This is a genomic window from Nocardia abscessus NBRC 100374 (assembly GCF_000308455.1).
GTDB lineage: Bacteria > Actinomycetota > Actinomycetes > Mycobacteriales > Mycobacteriaceae > Nocardia > Nocardia abscessus.
Genome location: NZ_BAFP01000123.1, coordinates 131019 through 150847, shown reverse-complemented (window position 1 = coordinate 150847; position 19829 = coordinate 131019). Strand labels below are relative to the sequence as shown.

Sequence of the window (19829 nt, the reverse complement as noted above, 5' to 3'; positions counted from 1 at the left end):
ATGTGAGAACTGAACCTGGGGACGCAGGCGCCACGCTCGGATAGGTGTGCGCCCCCTCCGGGTGTGGTCGGGGAGCGCTTGCGTGGTGTTCCGGAAGCGAGGTTACGGTTGGACCGGCTGGATTTCGGCGGAAACGGCGAAACTGGTGGCGAACGGGCACACGCTGGTTCTGGGGTAGAACCCGGCCTGTCCGGCGCCTTCCCGTTGTCTCCTGCTCAGCTGGGCATCTGGTACGCGCAGCATGTCGACCCGCAGGTGCCGGTCACCATCGCGCAGTACGTGGACCTGCACGGTGAGCTGGATGTCGACGTGCTCGAGCGCGCCAGCATCGACGCTTCGCACGAGCTGGGTTCGGGCTTCCTCCGGATCGTCGAGCGCGACGGCGAGCCGTTGCAGTTCATCGATCACTCCATCGCGGATTACGACAAGGTCGTTTACGTAGACCTGCGCGGCGAGGCCGACCCGGCCGCCGCGGCGATGGCATGGATGCGCGCCGAGTACAGTCGCCCGCTCGACCTGGTCGACGACCGGCTGATCATGATCGCGGCGCTGCAACTGGCCGACGACCACTGGTACTGGTACTCCCGCGCCCACCACATCGCGCTCGACGGCTACGGCGCGATGACCAACCTCAACCGCATCGCGGAGCTCTACACCGCCTACGTCGACGGGGCTGAACCCACGCCGTCCAAGGCGACCGATCTGCACACCCTCTACGAGCAGGAAATCGCCTATCGCGAGAGCTCCCGTTTCGTCTCCGACAAGGAGTACTGGGCGCAGCGGGTGGCGGGGCTGGAAGAGGGCACCAGCCTGACCGGCCGTTCCGCGCCGCCCGCCGCGATCAACGGCGTCGTGAGCGCGGCGCTGTCGGACGAGCAGAACGGCCGATTGGACGCGGCCGTCGCACGGCACGATTCCTCGCCCGCCGGTCTGCTGCTCGCGGGCTTCGCCGCGTATCTGGCGCAGTGGAACGGGGTCGAGGACGTCATCCTCAGCCTGCCGGTGACCGCGCGCACCACCGCAGCGATGCGCCGCTCGGGCGGCGTGTCGTCGAACATCGTGCCCCTGCGGCTGCATGTCGGCCACTCCACCACGGTGTCCGAGCTGCTCAAACAGGTCCAGGTCGAGGTCTCCGGCGCGCTGCGCCACCAGCGCTACCGGCACGAGGACATCCGCCGCGACGCGGCCGGCGACGGCGTGGTGACCACGGAGTTCTTCGGGCCGTGGGTCAACATCATGCTGTTCGGTGACGAGCTGGTGATGGGCCCGATGGTCGGGCAGCTCAGCGTGCTGTCCACCGGCAGCATCGAGGATCTGGGCGTCAACTTCTACCAGTCGGTCGCGGGGACCCGCTCGCACATCGACTTCGAGACCAACCCGAACCTTTACACCGAGGACGAGGCGCGCCGCCACCACGGACGCTTCCTCGAGTTCTTCGACCGCTTCCTCGCCGCCGACGTGGACGAGACGGTGTGGGACCTTCCGGTCACCACCGCCGGTGAGCGCGAGCGGACCCTGCTGGAGTGGAACGACTCCGAGCAGGACGTCCCGGAGACCACCCTCGCGGCGCTGCTGGACGCGCAGATGGCGCTGACCCCGGACAACATCGCGCTCGACTTCGAGGGCGCGACGCTCACCTACGCGGAGTTCGACGCGCGGGTCAACCGGCTGGCCCGCTTCCTGATCGCCGACGGTGTCGGCCCGGAATCGCTCGTCGCGCTGGGCATGCGCCGCTCGCTGGAGCTGGTGATCGGCATGCACGCGGTGCTGAAAGCCGGTGGCGCGTACGTGCCGATCGATCCGGATCATCCGGCCGAGCGCACCGCCTACATTCTCGACAGTGCCGCGCCGGTGTGCGTGCTGACGCTGTCGGCCGACGAGCTGGAGCTGCCGGAGTCGGTGCGCCGGGTGGAGATCGACACCCTGGACACCTCGGCGTACTCGGCCGCCCCGGTCACCGACGCCGAGCGGCTCGCGCCGCTGCGCCCGGACAACACCGCCTACGTCATCTACACCTCGGGTTCGACCGGCCGCCCCAAGGGCGTGGCGGTGACCCATCACGCGATCGTCAACCAGCAGCTGTGGATGCTCGACGAGTACCGGCTGACCGCGGAAGACGTGTACCTGCAGAAGACCGCGACCACGTTCGACGTGTCGCTGTGGGGCTACTTCTTGCCGCTGCTGGTGGGCGCGAAACTGGTCATCGCGTCGCCGGACGGGCACCGCGACCCGCTGTACGTGGCGGAGCTGATCTCCCGGCACGGGGTCACCGTGACCGACTTCGTCCCGTCCATGCTCACGGTGTTCGTCGCCCACGCCACGCAGGCCCAATGCGCCACGCTGCGCGCGGTTTTCGTGATCGGCGAGGCGCTGCCGCCGGAGACCGCCGCGGGCTTCCGCGCGATCACCGAGGCGGGGCTGCACAACCTGTACGGCCCCACCGAGGCCGCGGTCTCGGTGACCTACTGGGAGGCGACGGCCGCCGACACGGTGACCGTGCCGATCGGCATCCCGGAGTGGAACGTCCAGGTCTACGTGCTGGATTCGCGGCTGCGTCCGGCCGCGATCGGCGCGCCGGGCGAGCTGTACCTCGGCGGGCGTCAGCTCGCCCGCGGCTACCGCGGCCGTCCCGACCTGACCTCCGACCGCTTCGTGGCCAACCCGCTGTCGACCGACGGTGAGCGGATGTACCGCACCGGCGACCTGGTGCGCTGGAACGACGCGGGCACGCTGGAATACATCGGCCGCACCGACTTCCAGGTGAAGTTCCGCGGTCAGCGCATCGAGCTGGGGGAGATCGAAACCGATCTGCTCGCCCACTCCGCGGTCAGCCAGGCCGTGGTGCTGGTGATGGACACGGCTACCGGCCAGCAGCTGGTCGCCTACGTCGTCCCGGCTCCCGGCCACACCGTGGACCCGGTGGAGCTGACCAGGTTCGCCGCCGAGAAGCTGCCCAGCTACATGGTGCCCGCATCGATCATGGTGCTGGACGCCTTCCCGTTGAACACCAGCGGCAAGCTGGACCGCAAGGCCCTGCCGGAGCCGGTGTTCAGCGCCGACGCGGGCGATTTCCGCGCACCGCGCACCCAGGCCGAGCAGATCGTGGCGGGCATCTTCGCCGACGTGCTCAGCCAGGACCGCATCGGCATCGATGACAACTTCTTCGACCTGGGCGGTAACTCGCTGGTCGCCACGCAGGTGGTGGCGCGGATCGGCGCGGCCTTCGGCACCCAGATCGGGGTGCGCGCGCTGTTCGAGACCCCGACCGTCGCCGGGATCGCGGCGCGCGCGGAGAACGCCGCTCCGGTCGGCGAATCGCGTCCGCCGCTGGTGGCCCAGCGGCTGCCGGAGCGGGTGCCGCTGTCGCTGGCACAGCAGCGCATGTGGTTCATCAACCAGTTCGACCCGACCGTGCCGACCTACAACCTGCCGTTCGTGGTGCGGTTGCGCGGCCAGGTGGACCTGGAGGCGTTGCAGTCGGCGCTGCTGGACGTGGTCGAGCGGCAGCAGTCGCTGCGCACGATCTTCCCCGAGTCCGGCGACGGCGGTTACCAGCAGGTGCTTCCGGTCGACCAGGTCGAGCTCGGCATCGAGTTGCAGCCGATCGACAAGGCCGAATTGCACGCCGCGCTGGCCGAATTCGCCGCGCGCGGCTTCGACGTCTCGCGTGAGCTGCCGATCCGGGTGCGGGTGTTCGCGGTCACCGGCGGACGCGGCAACGGCACCGCCGACTACGCCGTGGCGTTCGTGGTGCACCACATCGCGGCCGACGGCTTCTCGTTCGGCCCGCTGGCGCGCGACGTGGCCGCGGCCTACCTGTCCCGCGCCGCGGGCGAGGCGCCGAGCTGGGCTCCGCTGCCGGTGCAGTACCAGGACTTCAGCGTCTGGCAGCGCGAACTGCTCGGCGCGGAGTCCGATCCCGCGTCCATGGCGGCGCGCGAGATCGCCTACTGGCGTAGGGCGCTGGCGGGCCTGCCGGATCAGTTGGACCTGCCCGCGGACCGTCCGCGTCCGCCGGTGCAGAGCTTCCACGGCAGCCGGGTGAGCTTCGACATCGACGTCGAGCTGCACCGGCGTCTGGTCGCGCTGGCCCGTGCGCAGGGCGTCAGCCTGTTCATGGTCATGCACGCCTCGCTGGCCGTGCTGCTGGCCCGCTTGTCGGGCACCAACGACATCGCGATCGGCACGCCGGTCGCGGGCCGTGGCGAGCAGGCGCTCGATGACCTGATCGGCATGTTCGTCAACACTCTCGTGCTGCGCTCGGAGGTGGACGGCAGCGAGCCGTTCGCCGAATTCCTCGGCCGCACCAGGGAAACCGACCTCGCCGCGTTCGCGTTCGCGGACGTGCCGTTCGAGCGCCTGGTGGAGGTGCTCAACCCGACCCGCTCGCAGGCGCGTCACCCGCTGTTCCAGGTGATGCTGTCGTTCCAGGAGATGTCGCACGCGACCCTGGAACTGCCCGGTCTCTCGGTCACCGCCGACGAGCTCGAGGTCGACATCGCCAAATTCGACCTGCAGTGGACGGTCACCGAGGAGCGCGGCGCGAACGGCGAGCCCGCGGGCATGGGCGCGGTCATCTCCTTCGCCACCGACCTGTTCGACGCCCCGACCGTCGCCGAGTTCGGCCGCCGCTACCTGCGGGTGCTGGAAGCCGCCGTCGCCGCACCGGCAACCGCCGTGCGCGACATCGAGATCCTCGACGACGCCGAGCGCGCCCGTGTGCTGACCGAGTGGAACCACACCACCCGCGAGGTCCCCGCCGCGACGGTGCTCGAGCTGTTCTCCGAGCAGGTGCGGGCCCGGCCCGACGACCCCGCCGTGGTGTTCGACGGCGGCGTTCGCGGCGCGGACGAGTTCGGCGCGCCGGTCGAGCTGACCTACGCCGAGTTCGCCGGGCGCGTGAATCGCCTGGCGCGCAAGCTCATCGACACGGGCGTCGGCCCGGAGACGCTGGTCGCCGTCGGCATCCGCCGGTCGGTGGACATGCTGGTGGCGATCTACGCCACGATGACGGCCGGCGGCGGCTACGTGCCGATCGATCCCGACCACCCGGCCGAGCGCACCGAATACGTGCTCGAAAGCTCCGCGCCGGTGTGCGTGCTGACCACCACCGCCGACAACGTCACCGCCACGGGCATCCCGGTGCTGACGCTGGACACCCTGGACCTGAGCGGGTTCGGCGACGAGCCCGTCACCGACGCCGAGCGCCGTGCCCCGCTGCGCGCCACCAACACCGCGTACGTGCTCTACACCTCCGGCTCCACCGGCCGCCCCAAGGGCGTCGCGGTCAGCCACGCGTCGGTGGTCAACCAGATCGCGTGGATCACCGCCGAATACCGGATCGGCCCGGCGGATGTGATCCTGCAGAAGACGCCGGTCACCTTCGACGTGTCGGTGTGGGAGCTGTTCGGCACGCTGGCCGTCGGCGCCCGCATGCTGATCGCCGCGCCGGACGGCCACCGCGATCCGATCTACCTGTCGGAGATCATCGGACGCCACCACGTCACCATGACCTCGTTCGTGCCGTCGATGCTCTCGGTGTTCGCCGGGTCCGCGTCCACGGCCGAATGCGCTTCGCTGCGTGCGGTTCTCGTCGCCGGTGAGGCGCTGCCGCCCGCGACCGTCACCGCGTTCCGGCAGTTCTCCACCGCCGCGGTGCACAACCTGTACGGCCCCACCGAGTTCACCGTGCACGCCACCGCCTGGCACCTCAACGAGGTCGCGCCCACGTCGGTGCCGATCGGCCGCCCCGTGTGGAACGCGCAGACCTACGTCTTGGACGAGGGCCTCGCGCCCGTTCCGGTCGGCGTGCCCGGCGAGCTGTACCTCGGCGGTGTGCAGACCGCCCGCGGCTACTACGGCCGTCCCGACCTGTCCGCCGAACGCTTCGTCGCCGACCCGTTCGGCGCGCCCGGCTCCCGCCTGTACCGCACCGGCGACCTGGTGCGCTGGGTGCAGCCGCGCGATCCCGAGGTGGGCAGCGCGGGTGTGCTGGAGTACATCGGCCGCACCGACTTCCAGGTGAAATTCCGCGGTCAGCGCATCGAACTCGGCGAGATCGAGACCGCCCTGCTCGACCACCCGGCCGTCACCCAGGCCGTCGTGCTGGTCATGGACACCGTCGCGGGCGATCAGCTGGTCGCCTACGTGGTCACCGCGGGTGGCCCGGTTGATCTGGACAGCATCAAGAACGCGCTGCACCGCACGCTGCCCGCGTACATGGTGCCCTCGGCGATCATGGTGCTCGAGGCGTTCCCGCTCAACGCTTCCGGCAAGCTGGACCGCAAGGCGCTGCCCGCCCCGGTGTTCGAGGTGCGCGAATTCCGTGCTCCGACGACGCCGATCGAGGAGATCGTCGCGCAGATCTTCGGTGAGGTGCTCGGCATCTCGCGCGTCGGCGTGGATGACGACTTCTTCGAACTGGGCGGCAACTCGCTGATCGCCACCCAGGTGGCCTCCCGCCTCGGCATCGCGCTGGACACCAGGGTGCCGGTGCGCATGCTGTTCGAGGCGTCCACGGTCGCGGCGCTGGCCGCGCGGGTGGAATCGCACGCCGGTGACGGCGCGCGCAAGGCGCTGGTCGCCCGGCACCGTCCGGAGCAGGTGCCGCTGTCGCTGGCGCAGCAGCGCATGTGGTTCCTCAACCGGTTCGACACCTCCTCGGCGGTCAACAACATCCCGGTCGCCATCCGGTTGTCCGGCGATCTGGACATCGCCGCGTTGCAGGTCGCGGTCATCGACGTGATCGATCGGCACGAGTCGCTGCGGACGGTCTTCCCGGAAACCAAGACCGGGCCCGTGCAGGTGGTGCTGGACGCCGCGCAGATCGTGCCGGACCTGACCCCGGTGCCGGTGACCGAGCACAACCTGATCGATCACTTGGTCGAGCTGGCCTCGATGGCGTTCGACGTGACCAACGAAGTGCCGCTGCACGCCCGGCTGTTCGAGATCAGCGAGACCGAGTACGTGCTCGGCATGGTGGTGCACCACATCTCCGCCGACGGCTGGTCGATGGGACCGCTGGCCCGCGACGTCATGGTGGCCTACGCCGCCCGCACGTCGTGGGAGGCGCCGGCCTGGTCGGCGCTGCCGGTGCAGTACGCCGACTACGCGCTGTGGCAGCGCGAGGTGCTCGGCGCCGAGGACGACCCGAGTTCGCTGATCTCCACCCAGATCCGGTACTGGACCCGCGAACTGGCCGACCTGCCGGACGAATTGGTGCTGCCCTCGGATCGGCCGCGCCCCGCCGTCGCCTCCTACCGCGGCGGCACCTACCCGTTCGTGATCTCCGGCGAGACCCAGCGTGCCCTGATCGAGCTGGGCCGCAGGCACAATGCCTCGCTGTTCATGGTGCTGCACAGCGCGCTGGCGGTGCTGCTGGCCCGGGCCAGCGGCACCAGCGACATCGCCATCGGCACCCCGGTCGCCGGCCGCGGTGAGGCCGCGCTGGACGACCTGATCGGCATGTTCGTCAACACGCTCGTGCTGCGCACCGAGGTGGACGGAGCGTCGAGCTTCGCCGATCTGCTGGCCCGCTCCCGCGAGACCGACCTGCATGCGTTCGCGCACGCGGACGTGCCGTTCGAGCGGCTGGTCGAGGTGCTCAACCCGGCGCGCTCGCAGGCGCGCCACCCGCTGTTCCAGGTGATGCTGACCTTCCAGAACACCCGGCAGGCCAGCCTCGAGCTGCCCGGTCTCTCGGTCAACGGCATCGATTACGACGCCCGGCTGGCCAAGTTCGACTTGCAGCTGACTCTCTCGGAGACCCAGGACGAACAGGGCGAATCGGCGGGCATGTCGGCCGAGTTCTCCTACGCCCTCGATCTTTTCGACGAACCGACCGTCGCGGCGTTCGCCCGCCGCCTCGACCGCATTCTCGCGGCCGTGACCGCCGACCCGAACGTGCCGATCGGCGACATCGACCTGCTCGCGCCCGAGGAACAGGCGCGGGTGCTGGTCGACTGGAACGACACCGGGCACCCGGTGGACCAGCTCGCGACGCTGGTCTCGCTGTTCGACGCGCAGGCGGCGGCCACGCCCGATGCCATCGCGCTGGACTTCGAGGACGAGCGGCTGACTTACCGCCAGTTGCAGGAGCGGGCCAACCGCATCGCCCGGCAGCTGATCGGCGCGGGCGTCGGCCCGGGATCGCTGGTGGCGCTGGCGCTGCGGCGTTCGACCGAACTGGTCGTCGCGATGTACGCGGTGGTGCAGACCGGCGCGGCCTACGTGCCGCTCGACCCGGACCAGCCCGCCGATCGCGTCAACTACATCATCGAGACCGCGCGGCCGCGGATGATCCTGTACCGCTCCGCGGACGGCTTCGGCCTCGACCCGCAGCCGCGGGTGACCGCGCTGTCGGTGGAGGGTATCGAAGGCGTGCCCGGTTTCGCCGCGACCAGCGGCGCGCCGATCACCGACGCCGAGCGCACGCAGCCGCTGCGGCCGGAGAACATCGCGTACGTCATCTTCACCTCCGGTTCGACCGGACGCCCGAAGGGTGTGGCGGTCTCGCACGCCGCGATCGTCAACCGGCTGTTGTGGATGCAGCACGAATACCCCATCGGCCGCGACGACGCGGTGCTGCAGAAGACGCCCGCCACGTTCGACGTGTCGGTGTGGGAGTTCTTCTGGCCGTTGCAGACCGGGGCCAGGCTGGTCGTCGCGCGCCCGGACGGGCACCGCGACCCGGTGTACCTGTCCCAGATCATCGCCGACAAGCAGATCACGACAGCGCATTTCGTGCCGTCCATGCTCTCGGTCTTCGTGTCCACGCTGGGCAACGAGAACGGTGACGGCCTGCCCGCGGCGCGGCTGCGGCAGGTCTTCGCCTCCGGTGAGGCGCTGCCCGCGCAGACGGCGCAGCGTTTGCGCGAGCTGACCGGCGCACGGTTGCACAACCTGTACGGCCCGACCGAAGCCGCCGTCGACGTGACGTATCACGAGGCGACGGAAGCCGACACGGTGTCGGTGCCGATCGGACGCCCGGTGTGGAACACCCGCGTCTTCGTGCTCGACAGCCGTCTGCACCCCGTCGCACCGGGTGTCGCGGGTGAGCTGTATCTGGCGGGCGATCAGCTGGCACTGGGCTACCTGGGCCGCCCCGACCTGACCTCCGACCGGTTCGTGGCCAACCCCTACGGCGCCCCGGGCACCCGGATGTACCGCACCGGCGACCTGGTGGCCTGGACGCCGGACGGCGAGCTGGACTACCTGGGCCGCACCGACTTCCAGGTGAAGCTGCGCGGTCTGCGCATCGAGCTCGGCGAGATCGAGTCCGCGCTGCTGGCGCAGCCCGGTGTCGCGCAGTCGGTCGTGGTGCTGCGCTCCGACGCGCACGCGGGCGATCAGCTGGTGGGCTACCTGGTGTGCGAGCCGTTCGCGACCGTCGACACCGACGACGTGAAGGCCGCCCTGGCCGCCGTGCTGCCGGGTTACATGATCCCGGCCGCACTGGTCGTGCTGGACGCGTTCCCGGTCAACGCGTCGGGCAAGCTGGACCGCAAGGCACTGCCCGCGCCGGTGTTCGAGGCGCGGGTGTTCCGCGCGCCCTCGACGCCGATCGAGGAGATCGTGGCGGAGCTGTTCGCCGATCTGCTCGGCGTGCCGCGCGTCGGCGTGGACGACGACTTCTTCGAACTCGGCGGCAACTCGCTGGTGGCCACCCAGGTGGTCGCGCGGCTGAGCGCGGCGCTGAACACCGACGTCGGTGTGCGCGTGCTGTTCGAAGCCCCGACCGTGGCCGCGCTGGCCGCCCGGATCGAGTCGCACGCGGGCAGCGGTGCGCGCCAAGCGCTCACGGCACAGGTGCGTCCCGAGCATCCGCCGTTGTCGCTCGCGCAGCAGCGCATGTGGTTCCTCAACCGTTTCGACGCCGACTCCGCCGCGAACAACATCCCGGCTGCGGTGCGGCTGGAAGGCGCGCTGGACCTGGACGCGCTGCGCGGCGCGATCGCCGACGTGGTCGGGCGGCACGAATCGCTGCGCACCGTCTACCCGTCCCGCGACGGTGTCGCCTACCAGCGCGTGCTCAACGCGGGCCGGGCCATTCCGGAGCTGGACGTGGTCGAGGTGGCCGAGGGGCAATTGCTCGGCGCGCTCTACGAGTTCGTCGAGCGCGGCTTCGACGTGACCACCGAACCGCCGGTGCGCCTGCGCGCCTACCGGCTCGGTCCGGACGACTACGTGCTGGTGGTGGTGGTGCACCACATCGCCGCCGACGGCTTCTCCATGCGTCCGCTGGTGCGCGACCTGATGACCGCGTACCTGGCGCGCACCTCGGCCGCCCAGCCGGGCTGGCCGCCGCTGGCGGTGCAGTACGTGGACTTCGCGCTGTGGCAGCGCGACACCCTCGGCTCCGAGGACGACCCGACCTCGCTGATCTCCGAGCAGCTCGACTACTGGCGCGGGGCGCTGGCCGGTCTGCCCGACGAACTGCGCCTGGCCGGTCGCCCGCGCCCCGCCGTCGCCTCCTACGGCGCGGGGACCTACCGGTTCCGTGTGCCGGGCGGGTTGATCGAGGACCTGAACCGGGTCGCGCACACGCACGGCAGCACGCTGTTCATGGTGGTGCACGGCGCCTTCGCCGCGCTGCTGGCGCGGTTGAGCGGCTCCGACGACATCGCCGTCGGCATTCCCGTCGCCGGCCGTGGCGAGCAGGCGCTCGACGATCTGGTCGGCATGTTCGTCAACACGCTGGTGCTGCGCGCCGAAGTGGACACCGCCGAGTCGTTCGCCGACCTGCTCGCCCGGGTCCGCGAGCGTGACCTGCAGGCGTTCGCGCACGCGGACGTGCCGTTCGAGCGGCTGGTCGAGGTGCTCAACCCGGCCCGCTCGCAGGCGCGCCACCCGCTGTTCCAGGTGATGCTGTCGTTCCAGAACCTCGGCCGCACCGCGCTGGAGCTGCCCGGCCTCACCGTCTCCGAGCTGGGCATCGACCAGCCGACGGCGAAGTTCGACCTCCAGCTCACGCTCAGTGAGGTGCCCGGCGCCGAAGCGGCGATGGACGCCGAACTGGTCTACGCCACCGACCTTTTCGACGGCGTTTTCGCCGGTACGTTCGCCGAGCGGTTCGTCCGGGTGCTGCGCGGTATCGCCGCCGATCCGTCGGTCACCGTCGGCGACATCGACCTGCTGGACGACGCCGAGCGGTCGTTGGTGATCGAGCGGTGGAACGCCACCGAATTCCCGGTCGACGCCGCGCTCACCTCGCCGGTCGGCGACGCCGCGGCGACCCTGGTCTCGCTGTTCGAGGCGCAGGTCGCGCGCACCCCGGACAGCCCGGCGGTGACCTTCGAGGGGACGAGTCTGTCCTACGCCGAGTTCGCCCGCCGGGTGCACCGGTTGGCGCGCTGGCTCAAGGTCAACGGCGTCGGGCCGGAATCGTATGTGGCCCTCGGCATGCGCCGCTCCATCGATCTGGTGGTGGGCATGTACGCGGTGAACGCCGCGGGTGGCGCGTACGTGCCGCTGGACCCGGACCACCCGGCCGAGCGCATCGACTACATCCTGGAGACCGCGCGCCCGGTGTGCGTGCTGACCTCCGGCTCCGACCTGGAGACCACCGTCTCCCGGCAGGTGCGCATCGATCAGCTCGACCTGTCGGAGTTCTCCGGCGAGCCGCTGACCGACGCCGACCGGCACAAGCCGCTGCGTCCGGCCAACACCGCGTACGTCATCTTCACCTCCGGTTCGACCGGCCGCCCGAAGGGCGTGGCGGTCTCGCACGCCGCGATCGTCAACCGCCTGGTGTGGATGCACGCCGAATACGGTTTGGCGGCCTACGACGTGGTGTTGCAGAAGACGCCCGCGACATTCGACGTGTCGGTGTGGGAGTTCTTCTGGCCGTTGCAGGTCGGGGCCCGCCTGGTGGTGGCGAAGCCGGACGGCCATCGCGATCCCGCGTACCTGGCGCGCCTGATCGTCGACGAGCAGGTCACCACGGTGCACTTCGTGCCGTCGATGCTGTCGGTGTTCGTGGCCGAGGAGCGCGCGGCCGAGTGCACCAGCCTGCGCAACGTCTTCGCCTCCGGTGAGGCGCTGCCCGCGGTGACCGCGCAGAAGTTGCGCGAGCTGACCGGCGCGCGCCTGCACAACCTGTACGGCCCGACCGAAGCCGCGGTCGACGTCACCTTCCACGAGGTGACCGAGGACGACACGGTGTCGGTGCCGATCGGTGCTCCGGTGTTCAACACCCAGGTGTACGTGCTGGACTCGCGCCTGCGGCCGGTTCCGGTCGGCGTGCCCGGCGAGCTGTACCTCGCGGGCGCGCAGCTGGCGCACGGTTACGTGGGCCGCCCCGACCTGACCACCGAGCGTTTCGTGGCCAACCCGTTCGGCGATGCCGAGCGCATGTACCGCACCGGCGACCTGGTGGCCTGGACCGAAGACGGCGAGCTGGAGTACCTGGGCCGCACCGACTTCCAGGTCAAGGTGCGCGGTCTGCGCATCGAGCTGGGCGAGATCGAGTCGGCGCTCACTGCGCTGGAATCGGTCGCACAGGCTGTGGTCGTGGTGCGCACCGACCAGCGGACCGGCGATCAGCTGGTCGCGTACCTGGTGACGGACCCGGACCGGGTGGTGGACGTCGAGTCGGTCAAGGCCGAGCTCGGCGCGCGGCTGCCCGGGTACATGGTGCCCGCGGCGTACGTGGTGCTCGACGAGTTCCCGCTGAACGCCTCCGGCAAGCTGGACCGCAAGGCGCTGCCGGAACCGGTCTTCGAGGCCAAGGTGTTCCGCGCGCCCGCTACGCCGGTGCAGGAGATCGTGGCCGAGACCTTCGCCGAGGTGCTCGGCGTGGAGCGGGTCGGCCTGGACGACGACTTCTTCGAACTGGGCGGCAACTCGCTGGTCGCCACCCAGGTGGCGGCTCGCCTCGGCGAGGCGCTGAACACGCAGGTTCCGGTGCGCGCGCTGTTCGAGGCATCCACCGTCGTCGCGCTGGCGGCGAAGGTGGAATCGGCCGCGGGACAGGGCGGCCGGACGCCGCTGGTCGCGCGGGAGCGCCCCGAGTTGGTGCCGCTCTCGCTCGCCCAGCAGCGGATGTGGTTCCTCAACCGGTTCGACAACCGGACCGCTGTCAACAACATCCCGGTGGCCCTGCGGCTGACCGGTGAACTGGACGTCGCCGCACTCGGCGCGGCCATCCGTGACGTGCTCGCGCGGCACGAGGCGCTGCGCACCGTCTACCCCGAGGTGGAGGGCACCGGCTACCAGCGCGTCCTGCCGGTCGGCGAGGTCGGCTTCGACCTGGTCGCCGAATCGGTCGGCGCGCACGAGCTGCCCGCGCGGGTCGTCGAGCTGGCGAGCGTCGGCTTCGACGTCACCACCGAGATCCCGTTCCGGGCGAGCCTGCTCGCGGTGTCGGCGATCGAGCACGTCGCGGTGCTGGTCGTGCACCACATCAGCGCGGACGGTTTCTCGCTGCGGCCGCTGCTGCGCGATGTCGTGCTCGCCTACACCGAGCGCGCCCGCGGCGAGGTGCCCTCCTGGGCCCCGCTCGAGGTGCAGTACGCCGACTACGCGCTGTGGCAGCGCGAGGTGCTCGGCGCCGAGGACGACGCTGACTCCGTCGCGGCGCGCCAGATCGCCTACTGGACCGACCAGCTGCGCGACCTGCCCGACCAGATCGAGCTGCCCAGCGATCGGCCCCGGCCGGAGATCGCCTCCAATGCCGGTGGCACGCACAACTTCTCGGTCGACGCGCAGGTGCACGAGGCGCTCGCCGAGCTGGCGCGCGCCCGCGGCGTGACGCTGTTCATGGTCGTGCACGCCGCGCTGGCCGTGTGGGCGGGCAGGCTGTCGGGCAGCACCGACGTCGCGATCGGCACGCCGATCGCGGGCCGCGGCGAACGCGCGCTCGACGACGTCGTCGGCATGTTCGTCAACACGCTGGTACTGCGCAGCGAGGTCGATCCCGGCGCCCACTTCGGTGCGCTGCTCGACCAGGTGCGTCGCACCGATCTGGCCGCCTTCGCCAACGCCGACGTGCCGTTCGAGCGGCTGGTGGACGTGCTCAGCCCGGCGCGCTCGCAGGCGCACCACCCGCTGTTCCAGGTCGCGCTGACCTTCGAGGCCGCCTCGGCGGCCGAGCTCGGCGCCGTCGCGCTGCCCGGCGGCCTCGAGCTCGCCGCCGTCGACTTCGACCCCGGCACCGCGAAATTCGACGTGCAGCTCACCGTGGGCGAGGCCGCCGACGGCGGGTTGACGCTGTCGTGGAACTACGCCACCGAACTTTTCGACCCGGAGACGGTGACGGCCTTCGCCGACCGTCTGGTGCGCATCCTGCGCGGCATCGCCGAGGACCCGGAGATCGCCATCGGCGATATCGACCTGCTCGGCGAGAGCGAGCGGCTGGACGTGTCGCAGCGCTGGGTGTCCTCCGGCGCCCAGAGCGTCGCGGGCGCGTTCGCCGATCCGAAAATCACGCTGGTCGGGCTGTTCGACGCGGCGGTGGCCGCGCACCCGAACCGGGTGGCCGCCCGCTTCGGCGTGGAGACGCTGACCTACGCCGAGCTGGACCGGCGCGCGAACGTGCTGGCGCGCAGGCTGATCAGCGACGGCGCCGGGCCCGAGACGCTGGTCGCGGTGATCCTGCCGCGCTCGCTGGACCTCGTGGTCGCCCTGCTGGCCGTGGTGAAGACGGGCGCGGGTTACGTGCCGGTCGACCCGACCTACCCGGCCGAGCGCATCGCCTACGTGCTCGCCGATTCCCGGCCCACCAGCGTGGTGCTCGACTCCACGGTGCAGGTCGAGGTTCCCGCCGGGCTGCCCGCCGTCGTGCTGGACGGATTCGCGGTGGAGACCGGCAATGTCGAGGACGCCGACGACGCCCCGATCACCGACGCCGACCGCAACGCGGCGCTCACGCCCGACAACGTCGCCTACGTGATCTACACCTCCGGCTCGACCGGCCGCCCGAAGGGCGTCGCCGTCGCGCACCGCAACGTGGTTCGGCTTTTCGCGAACACCAACCGCGACTTCGGTTTCGGGCCCGAGGACACCTGGACGCTGTTCCACAGCTACGCCTTCGACTTCTCGGTGTGGGAGCTGTGGGGCCCGCTGCTGTTCGGCGGCACCCTCGTGGTGGTCGACTACTACACCTCGCGCTCGCCGGAGCAGTTCCTGGAACTGCTGCGCGCCGAACGCGTCACGGTGCTCAACCAGACCCCGTCCGCGTTCTACCAGCTGGCCGAAGCGGACCGGAACGCCGCGCCCGACGCCGCGCCGCTGGCGCTGCGCTACGTGGTGTTCGGCGGCGAGGCGCTGGAGCTGCGCAGGCTGTCGGACTGGGTCGCGCGCCACGGCGACGGCACCGGTGCGACGTCTACGACCGCGCCGCTGCTGGTCAACATGTACGGCATCACCGAGACCACGGTGCACGTGTCCTACCGCGCGCTGGACGCCGCGACCATCGCCGCCGCTTCCGGCAGCGTGGTCGGCCGCGCCATCGCGGGTCTGCGGGTGTACGTGCTCGACAGCAGGCTGCGCCCGGTGCCGGTCGGCGTCGCGGGCGAAATGTACGTGGCGGGACCGCAATTGGCTCGCGGCTACCTGGGCCGTCCCGATCTGTCGGCCGCTCGTTTCGTCGCCGACCCGATGGGCGACGTGCCGGGCGGGCGACTGTATCGCTCCGGCGACCTCGCCCGCTGGAACCGCTTCGGCGAGCTGGAATACCTGGGCCGCGCCGACGACCAGGTCAAGGTGCGCGGCTTCCGCATCGAGCTCGGCGAGATCGAGTCCGCGATCCTCGCCCAGCACGGCATCGCCCAGGCCGCGGTCATCGTGCGCGAGGACCAGCCCGGCGATCAGCGGATCGTCGCCTACGTGGTGTCCGAGCCGGGCGTCGAGCCCGTGCTCGACGCGGTCCGCGACGGCGCGGCCGCGCAACTGCCCGCCTACATGGTGCCCTCGGCCGTGGTGCGGCTGGAGTGGATCCCGCTGACCGTCAACGGGAAGCTGGACCGCCGTGCGCTGCCCGCGCCGACCGCGCAGGCGCGCGCCTTCCGCGCGCCGGTCACCCCGGTGCAGGAAACCGTGGCGGCGGTGTTCGCCGACGTGCTCGGCCTGGAGCGGGTCGGCGTGGACGACGACTTCTTCGACCTCGGCGGCAACTCGCTGATCGCGACCAGGGTGGTCGCCCGCATCGGCGCCGCGCTCGGCACGACCGTCGCCGTGCGCACCCTGTTCGAGGCTTCCACGGTGGAAGCGCTCGCCGCGCGGGTGGAATCGCACGCCGACGGCGCGGCCAGGGCCCGCCTGGTCGCCCGCGAGCGTGCGGCCGACGAACTGGTGCCGCTGTCGTTCGCGCAGCAGCGCATGTGGTTCCTGAACAAGTACGACACCGCCTCGGCGGCCTACAACCTGCCGATCGCGATCAGGCTCACCGGCGCGCTGGATGTCGAGGCGCTGCGTCTGGCGGTCGCCGACGTGGTGCGCAGGCACGAGTCGCTGCGCACCCGCTACCCCGAACACGGCGGCACCCCGGTCCAGGTGATCGTGCCCGCCGAGGACATCGTCCTCGACCTGCATCCCGTGGCGGTCGACCCGGCGCGGCTGATCGAGACGGTGACCGAGTTCGTCACCGCCGGATTCGATGTGGCCGAACAGGTTCCGCTGCGCACCCGGCTGTACGCGGCCGGGCCGGACGAGCACGTGCTCGTCGTGGTGGTGCACCACATCGCGGCCGACGGCTTCTCGATGGCCCCGCTGACCCGCGACGTGATGGCCGCCTACACCGCGCGCAGCACCGGCAGCGCCCCAGGCTGGGCTCCGCTGGCAGTGCAGTACGCCGACTTCGCGGTCTGGCAGCGCGAGATCCTCGGGTCCGAGGAGGACCCGGACTCGCTGCTGGCGAAGCAGGTCGCGTACTGGCGGCGCGCGCTCGACGACGTCCCCGACGAGCTGACCCTGCCCACCGACCGCCCGCGTCCGGCCGTCGCCTCGCACCACGGCGCGACGCTGCATCGCGAGCTGCCCGGTGAACTGGTCGCCGCGCTGGAAGACCTCGCGCGGCAGCGCGGCGCGTCGCTGTTCATGGTGATGCACGGCGCGCTGTCGGTGCTGCTGTCGCGTCTGTCCGGCAGCGACGACGTCGCGGTCGGCACGCCGATCGCGGGCCGCGGCGAGGCCGCGCTCGACGACCTGGTCGGCATGTTCGTCAACACACTGGTGCTGCGGACCGGCATCGAGCCGGGTGAGTCGTTCGCCGATCTGCTGGACCGGGTGCGCCGCACCGACCTCGACGCCTACGGCAACGCCGACGTGCCGTTCGAGCGGCTGGTGGAACTGCTCGCGCCGGAGCGCTCGCAGGCCCGCAACCCGCTGTTCCAGGTGATGCTGGCGTTCCAGAACCTGGAGCGCACCACCCTCGAGCTGCCGGGCCTGTCGGTGTCCGCGCTGGACCTGGAAGAGAACGTCGCGCGCTTCGACCTGCAGTTCACCCTCGCCGAGCGCGGCGAAACCGGTTCCGGCGCCATGGCCTTGGCGCTCACCTACGCCACCGAGCTGTTCGACGAGGCGACCGCGGCGGCCATCGTGGACCGCTGGGAACGCGTGCTCGCGGCCGTCGCGGCGGATCCGTCGGTGACCGTCGGCGCGATCGACGTGCTCGACGCCGCCGAGCGGGCCGACCTGATAGCCCGCACCGGCGCGCCCGCCACGCCCGCGCGGACACTGCCGGACCTGATCGCCGAGGCCGCGGCCATCGACCCGGAGGCGCCCGCCGTGGTGTTCCAGGGGAGAAGTGTGTCCTACGGCGAGCTGGACGCGCGGTCGAACCGCCTGGCCCGCTTGCTGATCGAGCGTGGCATCGGCACCGAGGATCTGGTGGCGGTCGCCGTGCCGCGCTCGGACGAGTCGTACTTCGCCGAGTGGGCGGTGTCCAAGTCCGGCGGCGCGTTCGTGCCGATCGACCCGACCTACCCGGCCGACCGCATCGCGCACATGGTCACCGACTCGGGCTCCCCGATCGGTCTCACCGTGGCCTCGGTGCGCGCCGAGCTGCCCGAGTCGGTCGAGTGGCTGGTGCTCGACGAGCTGGATCTCGACGGATTCGACGACGCCGCGGTCACCGACGCCGATCGGGTGCGCCCGGTGCGGCCGGAGCACCCCGCGTACGTCATCTACACCTCCGGTTCTACCGGTGTGCCCAAGGGCGTCGTGGTCACCCACGCCGGTCTGGCCAACTTCCGGGACGAGCAGAACGTCCGCTACGACGTCGACTCCGACACGCGCGCACTGCATTTCGCCTCGCCCAGCTTCGACGCATCGATCCTGGAATTCCTGCTGGCGATCGGCCGCGGCGGCGCGCTGGTGGTCTGCCCGCCCGGCGTCTACGGCGGCGAGGAGCTGTCCGAGCTGATCCGCGCCGAGCGGGTCACGCATGCCTTCATCACCCCGTCGGTGCTCGCCTCGCTGGATTCGGCGGCGCTGGCGGGCATGCGGGTGATCGTGGCGGGCGGCGAGGCCGTGCCCGCCGATCTGGTCACCAAGTGGGGTGGCGCGCCGGACGGTTCGGGCCGCCGCTTCCACAACGGTTACGGCCCGACCGAGACCACGATCATGACCAACATCAGCGACGCGCTCGCGCCCGGCGACCGGGTCACCATCGGTGGCCCGACCCGCGGCATGCAGTCGCTGATCCTCGACGCCCAGCTCAGGCCCGTTCCGGTGGGTGTCGCAGGTGAGCTGTATCTGTCGGGCGTCCAGCTGGCGCGCGGCTACCATGCGCGCCCGGGACTGTCGGCGGAGCGTTTCGTCGCCAACCCGTACGTCCCCGGCGCACGGATGTACCGCACCGGTGACGTGGTCCGCTGGACCCGGGTCGGGCACTCCGCAGGCTCCGCGCCCGCTGGAGGAGTCGAATCGCTCGTTGTCGAATACGTGGGCCGCTCCGACTTCCAGGTGAAGGTGCGCGGCTTCCGCATCGAGCTCGGCGAGATCGACGCCGCGCTCGCCGCGCACGAGACCGTCGACTTCGCCGTCACCGTCGGCCACAAGAGCGCCGCGGGCGCCGTGTCGCTGGTGTCGTACGTCGTTGCCGCGCAGGGGCACTCGATCGATGTGGCGGCGCTGACCGCGCATGTCGAGGAGCGCCTGCCCGCGTACATGGTGCCCTCGTCGATCATGGTGATCGACCACGTGCCGCTCACCCCGGTGGGCAAGCTGGACCGCAAGGCGCTGCCGGAGCCGGTGTTCGCGACCGAGGTCGTGTTCCGCGCGGCGCGCACCCCGGTCGAGCAGACCATCGCCGAGGTGTTCGCCGAGGTGCTCGGTGTGGAGCGGGTCGGCGTGGACGATTCGTTCTTCGCCCTCGGCGGCGACAGCATCGTCTCCATCCAGCTGGTGTCGCGGGCCAAGGCGCGCGGCGTGGTGTTCACCCCCCGGCACGTCTTCGAGCAGCGCACCGTGGCCGGCCTGGCCGCGGTCGCCGAGACCACCGAGGCGGCCGAGGCGTCGGCCACCACCCTGGCCGAGCCGCCCGGCGGCGGCATCGGCGCCATGCCGTTGACGCCGGTGGTCCGGTTCATGGCCGAGCGGCGCGGCTCGTTCGGCCGGTTCAACCAGACGCTGGCGCTGGAACTGCCGGTCGGCATCGATCGGGCGGGCATCGCCGCGACGGTCGGCGCCGTCATCGATCGGCACGACATGCTGCGCGCGAGCCTGCGCCGCGACGGTGACGACTGGGTCGTCGAGACCGCCGCGCCGGGCACGGTCGAGGTGGACGCGCTGATCGACCGCACCGAGTTCGCCGCGGGCGTCACCGACGCCGAACTGGTCGAGATCGCCTCGGCCGCACTGGACGAGTCGCTGGACCGGCTCGATCCCGC

At 71.1% G+C, this 19829-nt stretch carries 1 protein-coding gene (only partly in view); it reads left to right on the top strand.

Annotated elements, in window-relative coordinates:
* Positions 1-108 precede the first annotated feature (108 nt).
* Positions 109-19829 carry the start of a non-ribosomal peptide synthase/polyketide synthase gene (locus tag ON19_RS25795; RefSeq protein ID WP_043698133.1) on the top strand. The gene runs 24136 nt beyond the window's last position, so 19721 of the gene's 43857 nt are visible here — the first part of the coding sequence; its start codon is at positions 109-111; its stop codon lies beyond the right edge, outside the window.